14 protein-coding genes are annotated in these 15,874 nt (G+C 39.5%); 9 read left to right on the forward strand and 5 right to left on the reverse strand.

Going from position 1 to position 15,874, the window contains the following annotated elements; translation table 11 throughout:
- Window positions 1–108: 108 nt before the first annotated feature.
- A complete protein-coding gene (locus K6D58_RS03425; RefSeq protein ID WP_296827614.1) occupies window positions 109–417 on the reverse strand; it encodes an isoamylase early set domain-containing protein in 309 nt (102 codons plus the stop codon).
- A 248-nt stretch (window positions 418–665) separates the two neighbouring features.
- Here K6D58_RS03425 and metK point away from each other — a divergent pair, with 248 nt between their 5' ends.
- The 7 genes from metK to K6D58_RS03460 all read left to right on the forward strand — a co-directional run bounded on the left by metK (window position 666) and on the right by K6D58_RS03460 (window position 9,664).
- Complete coding sequence (gene metK, locus K6D58_RS03430) at window positions 666–1,871, forward strand: methionine adenosyltransferase (RefSeq protein ID WP_296827616.1); 1,206 nt, start codon at window positions 666–668, stop codon at window positions 1,869–1,871.
- A gap of 19 nt (window positions 1,872–1,890) precedes the next feature.
- A complete protein-coding gene (gene nth, locus K6D58_RS03435; protein ID WP_296827619.1) occupies window positions 1,891–2,520 on the forward strand; it encodes an endonuclease III in 630 nt (209 codons plus the stop codon).
- A 102-nt stretch (window positions 2,521–2,622) separates the two neighbouring features.
- Window positions 2,623–5,025 carry an Hsp70 family protein gene (locus K6D58_RS03440; protein WP_296827621.1) on the forward strand — a complete coding sequence of 801 codons (2,403 nt, stop codon included), beginning with the start codon at window positions 2,623–2,625 and terminating at the stop codon, window positions 5,023–5,025.
- On the forward strand, window positions 5,022–7,058 hold the full coding sequence (locus K6D58_RS03445) for a flagellar assembly lytic transglycosylase (RefSeq protein WP_296827623.1): 2,037 nt from the start codon (window positions 5,022–5,024) through the stop codon (window positions 7,056–7,058). Before K6D58_RS03440 ends, K6D58_RS03445 begins: the two co-directional genes overlap by 4 nt.
- Before the next feature lie 44 nt (window positions 7,059–7,102).
- A complete protein-coding gene (locus K6D58_RS03450; protein WP_296827625.1) occupies window positions 7,103–8,830 on the forward strand; it encodes a cation:proton antiporter domain-containing protein in 1,728 nt (575 codons plus the stop codon).
- 21 nt (window positions 8,831–8,851) lie between these two features.
- Window positions 8,852–9,091: a NifU family protein gene (locus tag K6D58_RS03455; RefSeq protein ID WP_296827627.1), complete on the forward strand. Its 240-nt coding sequence runs from the start codon at window positions 8,852–8,854 to the stop codon at window positions 9,089–9,091.
- Between the two features lie 9 nt (window positions 9,092–9,100).
- Entirely contained in the window at window positions 9,101–9,664 is a 564-nt protein-coding gene (locus K6D58_RS03460; RefSeq protein ID WP_296827629.1) for an FKBP-type peptidyl-prolyl cis-trans isomerase, read from the forward strand.
- Window positions 9,665–9,666: 2 nt separating this feature from the next.
- Here K6D58_RS03460 and K6D58_RS03465 read toward each other — a convergent pair whose 3' ends face one another.
- Both K6D58_RS03465 and K6D58_RS03470 read right to left on the reverse strand, forming a co-directional pair.
- Window positions 9,667–10,230 (reverse strand): shikimate kinase, encoded by a 564-nt coding sequence (locus K6D58_RS03465; protein ID WP_296827632.1) that lies wholly within the window; start codon window positions 10,228–10,230, stop codon window positions 9,667–9,669.
- 21 nt (window positions 10,231–10,251) lie between these two features.
- Window positions 10,252–10,992 carry an SAM-dependent methyltransferase gene (locus K6D58_RS03470; RefSeq protein WP_296827634.1) on the reverse strand — a complete coding sequence of 247 codons (741 nt, stop codon included), beginning with the start codon at window positions 10,990–10,992 and terminating at the stop codon, window positions 10,252–10,254.
- A gap of 153 nt (window positions 10,993–11,145) precedes the next feature.
- Between K6D58_RS03470 and K6D58_RS03475 the strand changes: the two genes are divergently transcribed.
- Entirely contained in the window at window positions 11,146–12,018 is an 873-nt protein-coding gene (locus K6D58_RS03475; RefSeq protein WP_296827636.1) for an NAD(P)/FAD-dependent oxidoreductase, read from the forward strand.
- Between the two features lie 16 nt (window positions 12,019–12,034).
- On the forward strand, window positions 12,035–12,340 hold the full coding sequence (gene trxA, locus K6D58_RS03480; protein ID WP_296827639.1) for a thioredoxin: 306 nt from the start codon (window positions 12,035–12,037) through the stop codon (window positions 12,338–12,340).
- Between the two features lie 145 nt (window positions 12,341–12,485).
- Here the strand turns inward: trxA and K6D58_RS03485 are convergent, their stop codons facing one another.
- Entirely contained in the window at window positions 12,486–13,829 is a 1,344-nt protein-coding gene (locus K6D58_RS03485) for an acetate kinase (RefSeq protein WP_296827641.1), read from the reverse strand.
- An 83-nt stretch (window positions 13,830–13,912) separates the two neighbouring features.
- Window positions 13,913–15,769, reverse strand: a complete 1,857-nt coding sequence (locus K6D58_RS03490) for an AMP-binding protein (protein ID WP_296827644.1) — start codon at window positions 15,767–15,769, stop codon at window positions 13,913–13,915.
- Window positions 15,770–15,874 lie beyond the last annotated feature (105 nt).

Raw genomic sequence — 15,874 nt, forward strand, 5'->3', positions numbered from 1 at the left:
TTCTGCCTTCTTTGAATGCAATAGATATAAGTTATTCAGATAATAATAAAAAAAAGCTGCCTCATAGTGAAGCAGCTCTAATAAAAGTTTTTAAGTCTTTTATAATATTTAGCAGATAACAACAGAGTTGTCTGTATGTGAGAAAGGAGCCGGAATGTACTTGTCTGCTGCCCAGTCGTTTTCCCACTGTTTGCCGTCAAGAAGATAGCGGAACTGATATTCTTTACCAGCTTCAAGAGGAATTTTTACGGAGAAAGTTCCGTCTTTACCCTTCTTGAGTGGTGTTTCAGTGCTGCTCCATCCATTAAAGTCGCCTGCTATGGTTACTGTTTCAGCTCCATGTGCAGCGTCCTGTGAAACGGAAAATGTAACATTACAAGTAACTTTGTCTTTGGAATAGGATTTTTTTAAAGCCATGCATAAACTCCTTTACATGATTACCTTTATTTAATTATAAATAATTATAAGTCAAGAATTTCCAATTTGCAATATTTAAAGTAATCTTGATAAAATTTTACGATTATTGATACTTTTTTACCCTTGATTTTAACAACTTACTGTATTATATTTCACGTGCACTAACTATCCGCCGATTTATCCAAATTGCAGAGCGGAAGCTGTCCTCGCAGGAGGTCAGTAAATCTTGCTAAAAGGGAGGCTCGACTATGAGCGCTGTCTTAAACAAAAATCATCACTTATTTACATCAGAATCAGTAGGAGAAGGACACCCGGACAAACTTTGTGATCAGGTTTCGGATGCTATCCTTGATTATGCCCTTTCTCTTGATAAGAATGCCCACGTTGCCTGTGAGACATTTTCTACTACAAATTTCCTTCTTGTTGGAGGAGAAGTAGGTTTTCAGGATCCAAAAGTAGACATTAATGTATTTAAGTCAAACGTAGAAAAAATAGCCCGTCAGGTTGCACTTGATATCGGTTATGATTCAGCAGAAAAGGGACTGGACGGTAAAAACTGTGTATTTGAAAACCGTATCCATGCCCAGTCAGCAGATATTAATCAGGGTGTAGTAGGAAAAGGCCTTGATGAATACGAAGGTCAGCAGGGTGCCGGAGACCAGGGAATGATGTTTGGTTATGCCTGCAATGAAACTCCTTCACTTATGCCTGCTCCAGTATACTATTCACATCAGATTCTTCTTAAAGCCCATGAACTTCGTCACTCAGGTGCCATAAAGTGGCTCAGGCCTGATGCAAAATCTCAGGTTACAGTTGAATATGACGGTTTTAAGCCTGTAAGAATCGATACTGTTGTAGTTTCTCATCAGCATGATGACGTTGTTTCTCACGAAGAACTCGAAAAGACTATAATAGAAAAGATTGTTAAGCCTGTTCTTGAACCAACTGGTCTTCTTGATGAAAACACAAAGTACTACATCAACCCTACAGGCCGCTTTGTAACAGGTGGTCCTGATGGAGATGCAGGTCTTACCGGCCGCAAAATTATCGTAGATACTTATGGTGGAATGGGCCGTCATGGTGGTGGAGCATTCAGCGGTAAGGATCCTTCAAAAGTAGACCGTTCTGCAGCTTACATGGCCCGCTATATTGCAAAGAACATTGTTGCAGCAGGTCTTTCTGACAGGGCAGAAGTTCAGCTGGCTTATGCTATTGGTGTTCCATTCCCTGTATCAATTATGGTAGATACTTTTGGAACAGAAAAGTATGACTGTGCAAAGATTGTTGCTGCCGTAGAAAAGGTTTTTGACTGCACACCTGCAGGAATTTCAGCAACCCTTAACCTTAAGCAGCCAATTTATCGTAAAACAGCAAGCTATGGTCACTTTGGCCGTGAAGGTTTCCCTTGGGAAAATACTGATAAGATTCAGGCCCTTCAGGAAGCTGTAAAATAAGAGGCTGTATAATAATAGTATGAAACTGCTGTCAGAAAGTCAGATTGAGGAAGTTTTTACCCGCTTTAAAAAGGCAAATCCCTGTCCTCAGTCTGAATTAAAGTGGACTTCTCCCTTTACTCTTCTGGTAGCAGTTGTACTTTCTGCCCAGGCTACGGATAAAAGCGTAAATATTGCAACAGAAAAGCTTTATGCCGTAGCCGACACCCCTCAAAAAATCCTTGCCCTTAAAGAAGAAGGGCTTATTCCCTACATAAAATCCATAGGTCTTTATAAATCCAAAGCTAAACACGTAATTGCCCTCTGCCGCAAATTAATAGAAGATTTTGACGGAAAAGTTCCTTCCACCAGGGAAGAGCTTATGACTCTAAGCGGAGTTGGCCGTAAAACTGCAAATGTAGTGCTGAATGTGGTTTTTCATCAGCCTGTAATGCCGGTAGATACCCACCTTATGCGTATCTGTCCAAAAATCGGTCTGGCCCAGGGTAAAAATCCGGAAGAAGTAGAAGCCTCCCTTGTAGAACGTATTCCCCAAAAGTATATGGAACATGCCCACCACTGGCTTATTCTTCATGGCCGCTATATCTGTAAGGCCCGTAATCCTCTTTGTGAACAGTGTATTATTAGTGATATTTGCTGCCATAATTAGTGTATAATTGAGAAAAATGACTTTAGAAAAAAAAGCTAAAGTTGATATGATTTTCTGCCGATATTGGTTAAGATATAATAGAATCTAATTACGAGGGTATCTATGAAGCAAATTGGAATTAAACTGGCGGACGGAACTTTTTACCCCATTCTTACTGAAGGAACTGCCGAGACAAAAAATCTCAATCTTACCACTGTTCAGGACAACCAGACTACAGTTCATGTAGACCTTTACCGTTCTGAATCAGGATCTATGGATGATGCTGAATATGTTGATACCCTGGAAATTAAACAGCTTAATCCCCACGAAAACGGTGAACCTACCCTTAATCTGGAAATATCCCTTGATGAAAAAAATGCCCTCAGTGCAAAAATAAATGACCCGGAAACAGGAAAAAACAGCCAGACTCAGGTAACTCTTGTTTCAAGAACTCTGCTGGACAGAAATACTGAACCTGTTAACTTTAATATTGACGATACAATTGTTCCTCTTGATACTGACGACAATTCCCAGACTGCAGAAGCTTCTGAATCTACAGATACAGAGATTCCGGGAGAAGCTTATGACAATACAATTGCAAATGACCTGCCTCTTACAGACGATGCTATTATTGAAGAACCTGTGGTAGAAGAACCCCTTATGGAAGAAACAGCCGTAAGTGACGAAGACCTGGCAGACTTTAACGAAGAAGAAATTACCCTTCCTGTAACAGATGAAAGTGCAGAGGGGAATTCACTTGATAATCCGGAAGAAAAAGATGAAGGTTTGTCTGCTGCAGACGCTGCCCTTATTGCCGGAGGAGCTGCTTTAGCCGGAGCTGGTGCCTATGCCCTGGCAAATTCAGATGATAATAAAGAAGAAAATAATGATTTTGAAATTCCTGCCGATATTTTAAATGATCTTCCTTCTCAGGACCAAAGTGAAGGTGACTCTGATTCAGAAAAAATGGATGAAGTGAGCCTTTCTATGGATGAACTTAATGTTCTTGGTGTAGGTGATAACGAGAAGATAGAAAGTAGTGAAGAGGAAAGTGCAGTGATAGGACCATCTCCAAACGACGAAGATTTTTCTTTTGATGAAGTAAATGAAGAAAGCCAGGTTTCTGTTGATGAATCAGAAGCTTCAAAAGAAGAAAAAAGTGATGATTTTAATTTTGACTCAATTTCAGAAAGCGATCCTGCTCTGGTAGAAACTCCTGTAGAAGAATCTGTTCCGGAAGAAGAGCCGGCTGCAGAGGATATTTCTGTAGAAGAAGCAGTTACAGAAGAAACTCCTGCAGAACCATCCCTTGATGACTTTAGCCTGCCTGATTTTGATGCTCCTGCTGATGATACAGTAACAGAAGATGTTTCCGTAGAAGAATCTGTTCCGGAAGAAGAATCTGTTACAGCAGAAGAGCCAGTTACAGAAGAGTCTGTCGTAGAAGAAACTCCTGCAGAACCATCTCTTGATGATTTTAGCCTGCCTGATTTTGATGCCCCTGCTGATGATGCAGTAACAGAAGATGTTTCCGTAGAAGAATCTGTTCCGGAAGAAGAATCTGTTCCGGAAGAAGAAGCTGTTGCAGAAGAGCCTGTCGTAGAAGAAACTCCTGCTGAACCATCCCTTGATGACTTTAGTCTTCCTGATTTTGATGCTCCTGCAGATGATACAGTAACAGAAGAAGAAGTTTCTGCAGAAGATTCAGTAGAAGAAAATCCTGCTGACGAAGAAAAGCCTGCAGAAGAAGATTTTAGCCTTCCTGACTTTGATGATGAACAGACAGCAGTTGCAGCAGCAAGTGCAAGTGCTGTAGGATTAAGTGGTGTTTTTGATGAAGATTTTGGGGAACCAGATCTTAATACAGAAGAAGAGTTTGACACCAGCTCACTGGATGACGATATGTATAAAACAAAAGATCCAACTTTCAGACCTGACAATAATATGTTCAGCGACCTTTATGACAAAGAAACCCTCGAAGGAAAGTCTACATACAATTCAGACTATCAGGATGCTGATGAAATTAAAAAGAAGACCCGCGTACCTGTAATTATCTGCATTATCTGTGCAATTATTTGTATCATCGGTGCCCTTCTTGTGCTTTTTGTAATTCCGTCAAAGATTAATATCTTCAATAAGAATAAAAAAGCTCAGCCTCAGCAGCAGCCTGTGGAAGAGCCGGTAGAAGAAGCTTACGAAGAACCTGTTGCAGACCTTGATGAAAAGGTAGTAATAGAAGTTGTTCCTCCTGCAGAAAAAGAAGTTGAACCTGAGCCTGCTGCTCCTGCAAAAGAAAACGAAATCGTTGTTGTAAAAGAAGCAGAAGTAGTTGTACCGGAAGTACCTAAGGCAGACGTAAAGAAGGAACCTGTTACATATAAGATTAAGTGGGGCGATACCCTTTGGGATATTGCAAATGCTTACTATAAAAATCCATGGCGCTATAAGTTCCTTGCCCGTTATAATGGAATCAGAAATCCGGATAAGATTGTTTCCGGAACATACATAAAAATTCCTAACGAATGAAACTTGTATCTCCCTTAATATTTCTTTTCTCAATTTTACTGAGTCTGCCTGTATCAGGCTGCAGGGCTTCTGAAGGAGTCCTCCAGAAAAAGTACGGGGTAGACGCAGCTTATTTTGAAGGCCTCCGCTGTCTTAAAAACAAAAATTATTCTGATGCCTGCCGTTATTTTACCAATGCGGCTCAAGAGTGTTCTCCGGTTATTGCCCGCTGTGCTTTAAAAGAAAGGGCAGAACTTGAAGATGTTTCTGCAAGAATCAAAACCTATGAAGAAATCTACAGAAGATATAAAGATAAGAAATCCCGCTGGGAATTGTGCGAACAGTACCTTAAATACCGGCAGCCTAAAAAGATTCTTGATCTGACTTACGGAATTAAATTTGAACCGGAATTTTCTGATGACTTGTATTACAGATATGAGGCTCTTTCTCAGTGTCACGAAAAAATAGGCAGTCAGAGTTTAAACAGATGGCTGACAGAGTTTCCTTTTACAGAATTTCATAAAATTTTTATAGAAGAACATGAACTTGAAGATGATGTTCTGCTTTTTAGAAAGAATGTTTATCAAAGAAAGTATTCCAAAGCCATAGATTATGTAGAAAAAGTTGCAGCAGATTATTCACTACCCCTTCTTTATTCAGAGATAGGAAAAACCCTCCTTTATGCTTCATCGGATTACAGGGCTTCTGCAAAAAAGCTGGAAGCTCTTCTTCCTGAGGTCTCTGATAATGACAGCAGTTTTTATTTATGTTTTTATATTGGTCGTCTTAATTCAAAAGCCGGTAATGTAAATGCTGCAATTCAGTCTTTTATTAGTGCAATGAAGTTTGCTTCTGATAAGGCCAAATATGATAATGCCCTCTGGTATTTATTAAATGAATCCCTTAAGCTGCCTTATACAGAAACCATTAACTTTATAGAATCTTATGCTCCTCAACTCCATGACCCTGCCTACTATGACGATTTTTTTGATACACTGTCTGCCAGTCTTCTTTCAAATCAGCTCTGGTCTGAATATCTTAAGGTTACGGAAATAATTTCTTCTTTTGCATCAGAAGAAACTACTTCAAAATATTTTTATGTAAGCGGCAGACTCTTAGAAGAAGGTTATCTTTTTAAGCCTTTAGATGAAGCAAAAAATCTAAGCCAGGATTATTTTAAAAAAGCTGCTGCCTGCAGGACAAACCTTTATTACTTTTTACTTGCCGGAGAAAAGGCAGGTATGAGTCAGGAAGAGATGGAAGAAGCCCTTTTTGATTTTGGCAGTAAAACTTCCATTAAAGTTAATAAGGATGCAGAACGTCTTTTAGAAGGTTATGCAGATTATGGTTTTGCAGAATATATTTATGACGCCTGGAATAAGTATTCATCAGAAATTTCCATGGAATGTGCCTGCAAGACAGCCCTCTTTTTAAAGCAGTGCGGCAGTAACGAAGAAAAGTTCTATCCCCAGAGTTTAAGGATAGCTTCCCGCAAGTTTAATTATCCAGACAGTAAGTTAAACCGTCAGATGCTGGAACTTGCTTTTCCCCGGGATTATACGGAAGATGTAGAAAAATGCTGCAGTGATTTTAATCAGAATGAATATCTTCTTTACGCCCTTATCAGAAGTGAAAGCTTTTTTGATTCTGCAATACAGAGTCATGCAGGGGCAACCGGCCTTACCCAGTTAATGGATTCAACTGCAGGAGATGTGGCAAGAAAACTTAAGGTAAAGGAATATGACCTTACTGACAGTGCCACAAATATTCGCTTTGGTTCCTTCTATCTTGAAGAACTTATTCACAGAATTGAAGAAAGTGAACTCAGGGCTTTATTTTCTTACAATGCAGGAATTACCAATGTCCGCAAATGGATAAAAACTGCGACCATTCTTTTTAAAAGAAAAGACTTCTCCAATGACCTTTTCCTTGAAGCCCTGCCTTTTACAGAAACAAGGGAATACGGAAGAAAACTTCTAAGTGCATCCTGTATGTACGCCAGCCTTTATTATGGAAAAACTTTCTCTCAGGTTATTCGCCAAATGATGAAATAAGTGTATACTTTGCATACAATTTATCACTTATTTAAGAGGTTGGTATGAAAGATCCATTAATGAATGTTCTTCCGGAATTCATGCATTTTTCAGAGCTGGGACCTCAGGTTGCAATTATATTAGGGCTTATGCTTTTTTTTGGAACTTGTGGAGGTCATCTTTTTCAGAAGCTAAAAATTCCCCAGGTTGTTGGTTATTTTATAGTAGGAATTATTATCGGAGATTCTGGTTTTCAGCTTATCCGTCCGGAAATCGTAAGCCTTCTTAATCCTATTAGTATTATTGCTCTTGCCTTTATCGGTTTTCTTGTTGGTGGAGAACTTAAGACTGATGTTATAAAAAAGATGGGAAAACAGTTTGTAAGTGTTCTTCTTTTTGAATCCCTTGTACCAGCAGTTTTTGTAGCACTTCTTACAGGATTTGCGTGTTATTTCTTTACCCGTGATGTTCAGCTTTCATTCTGTTTTGGTATTCTTTTAGGTGCCATCTGTTCTTCTACAGCACCGGAAGCTACTACAAATGTTCTTCAGGAATACAGAAGCCGTGGTCCTTTAACTACAATGATTTACGGTCTGGTTGCCATGGATGATGCAGTAGCCCTTATTCTTTTTGCAATCTGTTCTACTGTAGCAGCTCCTATTCTTGGTGGTCATGCAGTTTCTTTTGGCAGACAGATGCTTAATGTTGCCTACAATGTTTTTGGTTCAATTGCCTTTGGTCTTTTATTAGGCTGGGTACTTACCTTTATCATTAAAAAGCTTATGCACGAAGAAGGCCGCGTACTTTCTTTTGCCCTTGGACTTCTTCTTTTGTGTACAGGTGTATGTGACAGAATCGGCCTTAGCAATATTCTTGCAGCCATGAGTATCGGTTTTTACATTGCTAACTTTTCAGAAAAAAATGTACGTCCTGTATTTGAATTCACAAATAAGTTCACACCACCTATTTATGTCTTGTTCTTTGTTGTAGTTGGTGCCAAACTGAATATATGGGAAATGAAACCCCTTCTTATTGTACTTGCCCTTCTTTATATTGTAGGAAGAACTTTTGGTAAGGCTATAGGTTCCTGGTTTGGTGCTTACATAACTAAGGCTCCACTTACAGTACAGAATTACATGAAATACTGTCTTTTAAGTCAGGCAGGTGTTGCCATTGGTCTTTCACTTACAGCCGGCAACTACTTTAAGGACACAATCGGAGACAGTATCCTTCTTATCGTAACAGCTACAACTTTTGTTGCAGAACTTATCGGACCTGTTTTTGTTAAGTACGGTATTACTAAGGCAGAAGAGGCCGGCATGAATGTTACGGAAGACGACATTATTAAACGCAGCCGTGTTTCTGATGTTGAATGGGGTAGTGAAAAGGCCTGTGACCCTAAGAGCAATGCAATTGTAAATGATAATGAACTTATCCGTGATGTACTTACAAAATTTGAAAAACATCATTATCAGTCATTTGTAGTAAAGTCGTCCCTTGATGATACTCTTGAAGGAATCATTACCCTTGAGCATCTTAAGGAAACCCTTTTAATTGGAGAAATGGCAGAAACCCTTCTTGCCGTTGATATTATGGACATTCCGGTTTGTACTTGTAGTGCTGATACAACACTCCCGGAACTGTATGATATGTTCTCGGACAATGATACAGAAGCAATTCCAGTTGTAGACAAAGATGGAAAAGCTTTAGGTGTGCTTGAAAAATTTGCTGCAGACCATTACATTCATACACGTATTCTAGAAATAAACCGTAAGCTTGAGAGCTTGGGTTAATAAAAACAATGGAGGCATGATATGGCAGATGAAGCTTTAGTTTCAAAAGTAAAAGAGACCCTGGAAGCATTTAGACCCCAGCTTCGTGCAGATGGCGGAGACATGGAGTTCATTAGTATTGATTCAGACAATAAAGTCCATCTTCGTCTTACCGGAGCATGCGGCGATTGTCCAATGGCAATGATGACACTTAAAATGGGCGTAGAACGCTACTTAAAGGAAACTTGTCCTGAAGTTACAGAAGTTGTTCAGGATGAATAAGGAATAATAATGCAGATTACAAAGAATAAATTCGTACAGATTCATTACACACTTAAAGATGATGCAGGAGATCTTATTGATACTTCAGTAGAAAAGGAACCTCTCTGCTACATTCACGGTAATAACTATCTCCTTCCTAAACTGGAAGAAGAACTTGAAGGAAAAAATCCTGGTGATAAATTTACAGCTGTTCTTGAAGCTGCAGATGGTTATGGTGAACGTGATGAAAAAATGATTGCAAAAGTACCAAGGGAAAACTTTGATACTTCAACTCCTATAGAAGTAGGAATGCAGTTTCAGGCAGATACTCCTTACGGTCCACAGATTGTAAAGGTAACAGAAGTAAATGATACAACAGTTACTGTAGATGCAAATCACGAACTTGCCGGTGTAAGACTGCACTTTGATGTAGAAGTAATCGATGTAAGGGAAGCTACAGAAGATGAACTTGCTTCACTTTCACAGGGCTGCGGTTGCGGCGGTGGCTGTGGAGGCGGATGCGGCGGAGACTGTGGCGGCGACTGCAGCTGTGACGGTGGTTGCGGCGGCGGATGCGGTGGTTGTGCCGGCTGATCCTAAATAACTGCGATGATTTGGTCAGTGTTTACGTTTTTAGGAGCGTCCTTCATTATGACCTTTTCATCTGCAATTGATTCGTAAATACTGATTCTTTCTACATAAAAATCATGAAAGATAGTCCTTGCTTCCTCAATGGAGCAGGGATTTTTTTTTGCAATATAGGCTGGAAGATTTTCTGGTTTGCCGTCTTTTCCTTTTTTAGCTTCACGCATAATTCTGTCGGCAGCAGTTTTTTCCGGAGTACAGAGGAAGATAAATTTTCCAAGGGGATGAAGAATATCCAGGGCCTTTTTGTTGTTGCAGATTCCTCCACCGGTGGCAATTACAGCATCCTGTTTTTTTTCTGCAAGAAGGTCTGCAAGTTTTTTACAGGCATCAGCTTCTGCTTCCTTAAAGCCCTCTTCTCCTTTTGAAGTATAGATTTCTCTTGGAGACATTTTATTGTATTCACTTATAAGGTCGTCTATATCATAAAAGGGCAGGCTGAGTTTCTGACTAAGAAGTTTTCCCTGAGCGCTTTTTCCGCAGTGCTTTATACCCATAAGAATAATTGATTCCATTTGCATCCTCTTTTTTTTAACTTATCTGTAGATTAAAAATATAGCCGGTATTTTGTTTATATCCGGAGCTCCTTCTTTTTTCCATTCAGCAATAGTTTTTGTGTGAATGTATTCAGAAGGAGTTGTAATTCCGCAGGCAATGCAAAGCCTTGTATCAGGTCTGCAGCTCTGGAGAATTGTTTCAAACATCTTTATGTTTCTGTAAGGAGCTTCTATAAAAAGCTGGGTCTGTTTTTCTTTAGCAGCCCTTACTTCCAGCTGACGGATTTTCTGAGCCCTCTCTGCAGGTTTAACAGGAAGGTAGCCGTTAAAGGCAAAACTCTGACCGTTAAAGCCGCTTGCCATTACAGCCATAATCATGGAAGAAGGTCCCACCAGGGGAATTACATCTATGTTTTTTTTCTGTGCCATTTCTACAACAGCAGCCCCTGGATCTGCAACAGCCGGACAGCCTGCATCAGAAATGACTCCCATAGGTCTTTTATGTTTAATGAGGGGGTCAAGGTAGTGGGAGATTGTCTTTAAATCCGTATGTTCATTTAATTCTGTAAAATTAAAATCTTCTATAGGAAGGTTTTTGTCATTTTGTGCAAGGAATCTTCTGGCAGCCTTTGTACTTTCTACGATATAGTCTTTGATTCCCCTTATAATTTCTGTATTGTAGGAAGGCAGTACCTTGTCTAAAGGAGTGTCTCCAAGGGTAACCGGAATAAGATAAAGGGCAGCTTTTATTTTGCCTGCTGTATTTTTTTCTTCTGACATATGGATTTTAGTGTACCATAAATCAATTTAAAATGTACAATGAATAAGCAGGAACTTGTATCCGTAAAAAAAAATAATGTAAAACTATTGACAAATGATTGTATACAATCTATTATTTAATTGTACACAATCAGTTTTAAGAAGGAGTAAACAATGGAAGACGTTCAGAATCAGATTTATGACGTAGCAGTTATTGGTACAGGTCCCGGCGGAATATCAGCAGCCATTACCTTAACAGTCCGCAATAAGAATGTTCTTTTACTGGGAACTGCTTCTTTAAGCGATAAAATAAGTAAGGCTCATGGTGTCCGCAATTATCCCGGACTTCCGGAGATTACTGGAGAAGACTTTCAGAAAAAAATGCTGGAGCATCTGAAGGTTCTTGGTATAAAGATTACGGAAGATCAGGTTACCGCCTGTTATTCCATGGGAGAATCCTTTAGCCTTACCTGCCGTTCCGGAAAAAATTATTCAGCAAAGTCTGTTATAATTGCCAGCGGTGTAAACTTTGGTAAAGCATACGAAGGAGAAGAAGCTTTCCTTGGAAGGGGAGTAAGTTACTGTGCAACCTGTGACGCAGCCCTTTATAAAGGTAAAAAAGTTGCCGTAATAGGTCAGACAGAAAAAGAAGAAAGCGAAGCAGCTTTTCTTGCAGAAACTTGTGCAGAGGTTTATTACATCCCTCTTTACAAAAAGGAATCTTTTGGCTTTAATGCAGAAAATATAAAGGTAATTGAAGACTCTGTTCTTTCAATTAAGGGTGGTCTTAAAGTTCAGTCCCTCCTTCTTAAGAATCAGGAGATTGAAGTTGACGGTGTATTTATTCTTCGTGACAGTGTTAAACCTTCCCAGCTTATTCCGGGAATTGCACTGGACGGAAATCACATAGCAGTAGACCGTCATTTTAAGACAAATATTGCAGGCTGCTTTGCATGTGGAGATATTACTGGTACTCCATATCAGTATATTAAAGCTGCAGGTGAAGGAAACGTTGCGGCACTTAGTGCTGTTGAATATCTTAAATAAAAACAAGGAGTTACTTATGGTAAAACAGATTTCAGAATCAGAATTTGATGAAGCAGTAAAAAGCGGTGTAAGCGTTGTAGATTTTTCTGCAACATGGTGTGGTCCATGCCAGATGCTTGGCCCTGTTTTAGAAAAGGTTTCAGAAAAACATGCCGGCAGCATTAACTTCTATAAGGTTGATGTAGACGAAGCTCCAAATCTTTGCCAGAAACTTGGAATCATGAGTGTTCCTGCCGTTTATCTTTTTAAGGATGGTGTACAGACAGCAACAAATATCGGCTTTGTACCTGAAGCACAGCTGGATGCATTTGTCAGCCAGTAAGTCTGTTTTTTAGTTCCTGCTGCAGGAGGTGTTTACTTTCTGCAGCTTTTTTTTGTTTAAAATAAAAACGCCCCTTAAAGTGAATACATATCAATCCGCTTTAAGGGGCATATCTTTTGGCTTAATTCAGCTTATTTTGTTAAGCTTATTTACCAATAATGTCACGGGCAAGGATTTTAGCAATGTTAGGTCTCTTAACCAGGTCTCCCTTAAGTCCTTCTTCACGAGCCTTGTTTACATAGTCAGCTGACTGGAAGCTGTACTTAAAGTTTGTATGTACATCGTAAGTTCCCTTCATAAGAGCGTAAGCATCTTCTGTCATTACAAGCTCTTCATCTGTAGGAATTACAAAAATCTTTGTCTTTGAATCATCAGCGTGAATGTAAGTTTCTGCGTTACCAGTGAATGACCATTCGTTGCGCTGTGCATCAATTTTAATACCGTAGTTTTCAAGACCAGAGCAGGCCTTCATACGTGTAATAGGTCCTCTTTCTCCAACACCTGCTGTCCATACGATAGCATCAACATGACCAAGTTCAGCCATAAATGCACCGATGTACTTCTTAATGCGGAGGGCTTCCATTTCTATAGAAAGCTGACAGAGTTTGTCTCCCTTGGCTGCATCAATTTCAATATCACGGCGGTCAGAATATTTTCCTGTAATACCAAGACATCCACACTTCTTGTTAAGTGCCTTGTCCATTTCGTCAGCAGACATTCCTGTTTTGCGCATGATGTAGAAAGGAAGGGCAGGGTCAAGGTCACCGGAACGTGTACCCATTACAAGACCTTCAAGAGGAGTAATACCCATTGTTGTATCGTAACATACACCGTTCTTAACGGCACACATAGAAGAACCGTTACCAATGTGGCAGATGATGAGGTTGCAGTCTTTAGGATCTTTTCCAAGAAGAACGGCTGCACGTTTTGCTGTATAAAGGAAGCTTGTTCCGTGGAAACCATAGCGGCGTGCTGCATATTTTTCGTACCATTCACGTGGAATAGCATACTGGAAAGTTTCTTCTGGCATTGTCTGGTGCCATGCTGTATCCATAATTGCTGAGTGAGGAACATTTGGCATTACTTTCTGAGCTGCTTCAATACCCATAATGTTTGCAGGCATATGAAGTGGTCCAAGGTCTACTACTTCCCTGAATCCGTCGAGAACTTCTGGAGTAATAAGAACTGACTTTGTAAACTTTTCTCCACCATGAAGAACACGATGACCTACAGCTCCGATTTCATCCATTGATTTGATAACGCCAACTTCTGGATCTGTAATTTCTTTTATGATAAGTTCGATTGCTTCTTTGTGGGTAGGACAAGGGCTTTCAATTTCTGTTTTCTTTCCCTTAGCTTTGTGTGTGATGCATGAACCTTCAATACCAATGCGTTCAACAACACCATTTGCCATAACTTCCTTGTTGTCCCAGTCATAAACCTGGTACTTTGCAGATGATGAACCGCAGTTCAGTGTTAAAATAACCATAATTACCTCTAATGTGTTTGTAAAAAAAATATCGCATTACATTATAATGCAATGCGATATTTTATACAATTTAGCTTTCTTTATTATCCTCTTCTTAAAAAGCCGGTTTCTAAATCAATCTTTGCCCTGTCCCTCATAAGATAGTGAAGTTTTTTTCCTGTTGCAGTACACGGAATCTCTTTTATTAAAGCATAATACCTTGGCCTTTTATATTTTGACAGCATGGGATGATTAGAACAGAAAGAAAAAAGTTCTTCTATAGTAAGGGAAGGGTCATCTGCCACAACATAAGCTGCAACAGCATGTCCCCTGATTTTGTCCGGAACAGAAGTGACAATACAGTCCTTTACTTTAGGATGCTCATTTATGGCATCTTCTATCTGACTTGGATAAATGTTTTCTCCGCTTACAACCATCATGTCATCTTTACGGCCCCTGATAGTTACAGTCCACTTTTCATCCCAGGTACCTGTATCTCCAGTGTAGTACCAGCCCTTGTAATATCTTTCTTTTGTTACTTCATCATTTTTATAATAAGAGTAGGAAGACTTTGCAGGACTTTTAATAATGATTTCACCTTCTGTCATTCTGTCATGGTCAACCATTTCATCAGGTTCAGCCTTTCTGTCTGTATAAATCTGAACAACCCTTACTTCATCATCTATGCAGCTGCAGCCAACTGAACCTGCACCATCAGGTAAGTCGTAGGGACGTAAAAAAGAATTCCAGAAGGTTTCTGTTGTTCCGTAGCCGTTAAAGATATTTGGGGTAAGTGCATTGCTGTACCTGATGCAGTCAGCCCTGCTTAAAGGAGCACCCATGGTAACTATACCCTTAAGGTTTGAAATATCCAGCTTTTCTTTATCCTGGCTTCTTGTTAAAAGTTCAAGATTGGCAGGGGCACCCATAAGGAAGGTGATTTTATATTGAGAAACCCAGCTAAGGGCTGTCTGGGGTTTAAAATTCCTCATTACAACAATAGAAGCTCCTGCATAAAAAGCCGGTCCTGGTCCTGCACAGTGACAGCCACCTCTGTGAAACCATGGTGTCATGTTAAGGGTTCTGTCCATTCTGCTTAAAGGGTACTGCATGATTACGTCGTGGGCAGAAAGTACTTCGTTAATGTCATTTATGGGAACTGATTTTGGAAGGGCAGTAGTTCCGGAAGTACAAAGCCTTAAAACTTCGTCATAAATGTGGGGGCGAAAGTTTATCTGAACTTCATTTTCTGACATACCCTGAGTAAAGTCTTCATAAGAAATATGGCCTTCCGGAATTTCTTCTTTTTCAAGATTGTCTGCCATTATTACTACAGCAGGTTTGTGCTTGCAGAGTTTTACAGCTTCTGTTACGGAAGAACGGGCATTAGGTGAATAAATAATTGCCTTAGGCTGGTTGTGATCTATTAAGAGTGCCATCTCTCCTGCTGCAAGCTGAACATTTGCTGCCAGTAAAATAGCACCGGTTTTTCTTGGTCCAATATAGCTGATGGCAAAGGCTGGGCAGTTCCTTAAGACAGCCATTACCACATCATTTTTACCAATCTGATTTTTTTGAAGGGCATGGGCAAATTTATTTGCTTCTTTATTAAGCTGACTGTAGCTGTATTCAAGACCGATTTCCGGATCAAAAAGGGCAGGTGAATCAGCATATCTTCTTACATTCCTCATAAATCCGTTAAGCCAGGTATAGTCATGTTCAAAAGTATCCCTGAACATGGAATCATCATAAGTACGGCATACTCTTTCTGCAGTATGGATTTCTCCCTTGTTCCTTATAAGACGGCCTGATTCAACAAGCTCCTTTACATAAGTAGAAACTGTCTGTCTTGTAAGTTTGCAGTGAACTGCAAGTTCTTTAAATGAAATTGTAGGTTTGGAACTTATAGTCTGTAGTATTTTTTGCAATAAATATGATTTTTTCTGCTGTGTTAACTTCATGTGTTAATATTAAATTTAAGTACATGATGTGTCAATTTAAAAAGAGCTTTTGGCTGATAATAACAAGAAATGTTTGTATTAGATTATATAAAATAAAAAAAGACA

Source organism: Treponema sp., assembly GCF_024696245.1.
Taxonomy (GTDB): Bacteria; Spirochaetota; Spirochaetia; order Treponematales; family Treponemataceae; genus Treponema_D.

Coding starts and splice junctions, on each gene's coding strand:
- nth (WP_296827619.1), top strand. CDS start 1,891: ATGAAACTGCTGTCAGAAAGTCAGATTGAGGAAGTTTTTACCCGCTTT.
- K6D58_RS03475 (WP_296827636.1), top strand. CDS start 11,146: ATGGAAGACGTTCAGAATCAGATTTATGACGTAGCAGTTATTGGTACA.
- K6D58_RS03465 (WP_296827632.1), bottom strand. CDS start 10,230: ATGGAATCAATTATTCTTATGGGTATAAAGCACTGCGGAAAAAGCGCT.
- K6D58_RS03470 (WP_296827634.1), bottom strand. CDS start 10,992: ATGTCAGAAGAAAAAAATACAGCAGGCAAAATAAAAGCTGCCCTTTAT.
- K6D58_RS03425 (WP_296827614.1), bottom strand. CDS start 417: ATGGCTTTAAAAAAATCCTATTCCAAAGACAAAGTTACTTGTAATGTT.
- K6D58_RS03450 (WP_296827625.1), top strand. CDS start 7,103: ATGAAAGATCCATTAATGAATGTTCTTCCGGAATTCATGCATTTTTCA.
- K6D58_RS03490 (WP_296827644.1), bottom strand. CDS start 15,769: ATGAAGTTAACACAGCAGAAAAAATCATATTTATTGCAAAAAATACTA.
- K6D58_RS03455 (WP_296827627.1), top strand. CDS start 8,852: ATGGCAGATGAAGCTTTAGTTTCAAAAGTAAAAGAGACCCTGGAAGCA.
- K6D58_RS03445 (WP_296827623.1), top strand. CDS start 5,022: ATGAAACTTGTATCTCCCTTAATATTTCTTTTCTCAATTTTACTGAGT.
- K6D58_RS03485 (WP_296827641.1), bottom strand. CDS start 13,829: ATGGTTATTTTAACACTGAACTGCGGTTCATCATCTGCAAAGTACCAG.
- metK (WP_296827616.1), top strand. CDS start 666: ATGAGCGCTGTCTTAAACAAAAATCATCACTTATTTACATCAGAATCA.
- K6D58_RS03440 (WP_296827621.1), top strand. CDS start 2,623: ATGAAGCAAATTGGAATTAAACTGGCGGACGGAACTTTTTACCCCATT.
- K6D58_RS03460 (WP_296827629.1), top strand. CDS start 9,101: ATGCAGATTACAAAGAATAAATTCGTACAGATTCATTACACACTTAAA.
- trxA (WP_296827639.1), top strand. CDS start 12,035: ATGGTAAAACAGATTTCAGAATCAGAATTTGATGAAGCAGTAAAAAGC.